Below are 2,007 nucleotides of genomic sequence, written 5' to 3'. Positions count from 1 at the left end.
GGAGCTTTTTCATTTTCAGCTCTGCTTCCTGTCGGTGGTGGAGCTTTTTTTATGCCCGGAGAAAACCATGCCAAGAAAACCTAAAAGACCATGCTCCTTCCCGGGATGTCCGAGACTCACTGACGGAAGGTTCTGCGAGGAGCATGCCAAAGCTGAAGCAAGACGCTACGAGAAGTACCAGCGAGATCCGGAAGCCCGGAAACGCTACGGTAAAGCATGGACAGTAATCCGAAAAGCCTATGCCTCCGAGCATCCTTTCTGCGAGGTCTGCCTTTCTCAGGGAAGATATACACCAACCGAGGCAGTTCACCACATTAAACCGCTCTCTCAGGGCGGAACTCACGACATAAGCAACCTTAAAGCTGTATGTAAAGCCTGTCATGCCAGAATTCATGGCGAAATGGGCGACAGATGGAGCAGAAAAGTAAAGGATTACGACCACAAAAAGTGATGATTATCCCGCTTTTAGGCCCCAGGGGCGGTCAAAGTCGCTGAAATTTTAATCAAAAAGCTTCGGCCCCTTGCCTCCACGCAGAAAACCGCTGTTTCAAAAACGGTAATAACCCCGGGCGGTTTTCATTAAGCCGTTGAGTTGCCTGCATTCTGCTCACATTCTCATTTGTAATTTTTTCAAACAATAAGGATTTTTGATGGCCAAAGACGGAACCAACCGCGGCGGTGCCCGAGTGGGTGCCGGACGTAAGCCAAAGGCTCTCCTGGAAAAACTCCTCGAGGGCAATCTCGGACACCGCGACATAACCAGAATCGACATACCGGACATCACTCCCGATGACGGTGATGAGCCTGAGGGAGTGGACATTCCAAAGCCGGATGAATACCTCTCGGAACTCCAGCGTGACGGAAAACCGCTCGGTGCTGCCGAAACCTACACCAAGACCTACCGGTGGCTTGCCCGACTCGGCTGTGACCGTCTGGTGAGTTCTGAACTCATCGAGCAGTATTCAGTGGCATTTGCCAGATGGAAACAGTGCGAACAGGCGGTCACTAAGTTCGGTCTGTGCGGCAAGCACCCGACATGCCCGAGCTCGGTGATTCAGAGTCCCTTTGTAGCCATGAGCCACAGCTACCAGAAACAGACCAGCCAGCTCTGGTTTCAGATTTACAGCATCGTGAAGGAAAACTGCTCTGCGGATGTATCGGGAGCATCGAACCCTGCTGATGACATGATGGAGCGTCTGCTCCGCTCAAGGAAGAATTAAGGAACCCCATGAAAACAACTACAGAATTTCAGCTGGTCAGCACCGATAAGCTGATCCCCTACGTGAATAACGCACGCACACATTCACCGGAGCAGATCATGAAACTCCGCTCCTCTCTGCGTGAGTTCGGTTTTGTGAATCCGGTAATTATCGACCGGGACTTTAACGTCCTAGCCGGGCACGGAAGAATACAGGCGGCAAAAGCTGAGAACATTCCCGAAGTGCCGTGTGTATTTGCCGATCACCTCACCGAGGCTCAGAAGAAAGCATACATTCTGGCAGATAACCGCATGGCTCTTGATGCCGGATGGGATGAAGAACTGCTGGCCGTGGAGATGCAGGAACTGCAGGATTTGGGCTTTGACCTCTCCATGACGGGGTTTTCCGAAGATGAGCTGGCAGAGCTTTTTGCCACCGATGCCGAGGGCGAAGAGGATGATTTCGATGTGGAGGCTGAGCTGCAGAAACCTTGCTTCTCCAAAACCGGAGACGTTTGGCACCTTGGCAGACACACCGTAATCTGCGGTGATTCTACTCTGCCGGAAACCTATCAGAATCTGCTCGGGGACGTGAAGGTAAACCTTGTCTGCACCGATGCTCCGTACTTTGTGGATTTGCAGAATGCCTCCGGCAAAATCAGAAACGACAATCTTGATGACAAGTCAGCCTATGAGTTTCTGATGAAGGTCTTTGCCAACTTCAAAAACAGCATGGCAAAGGATGCGTCCTTCTACGAGTTCTACGCCACCTCCAAGTCCCGCATTTTCTATGATGCCTTTGAGGATGC

At 51.5% G+C, this 2,007-nt stretch carries 3 protein-coding genes; all 3 read left to right on the top strand.

Features of this window, described 5'->3' with window-relative positions; translation table 11 throughout:
- A partial coding sequence (locus BMY80_RS11870; protein WP_245730204.1) for an HNH endonuclease signature motif containing protein occupies nucleotides 1-451 on the top strand: 451 nt, incomplete at its 5' end.
- A gap of 199 nt (nucleotides 452-650) precedes the next feature.
- Complete coding sequence (locus BMY80_RS11865; protein ID WP_093143941.1) at nucleotides 651-1,220, top strand: terminase; 570 nt, start codon at nucleotides 651-653, stop codon at nucleotides 1,218-1,220.
- An 8-nt stretch (nucleotides 1,221-1,228) separates the two neighbouring features.
- A partial coding sequence (locus tag BMY80_RS11860; protein ID WP_177178600.1) for a ParB/Srx family N-terminal domain-containing protein occupies nucleotides 1,229-2,007 on the top strand: 779 nt, incomplete at its 3' end.

The sequence above is a fragment of the Ruminobacter amylophilus genome (genome assembly GCF_900115655.1).
In the GTDB taxonomy this organism is placed as follows: Bacteria; Pseudomonadota; Gammaproteobacteria; order Enterobacterales; family Succinivibrionaceae; genus Ruminobacter; species Ruminobacter amylophilus.
Note: the sequence above shows the minus strand (reverse complement) of the source record. Positions and strands in the feature narration are given on the sequence as shown.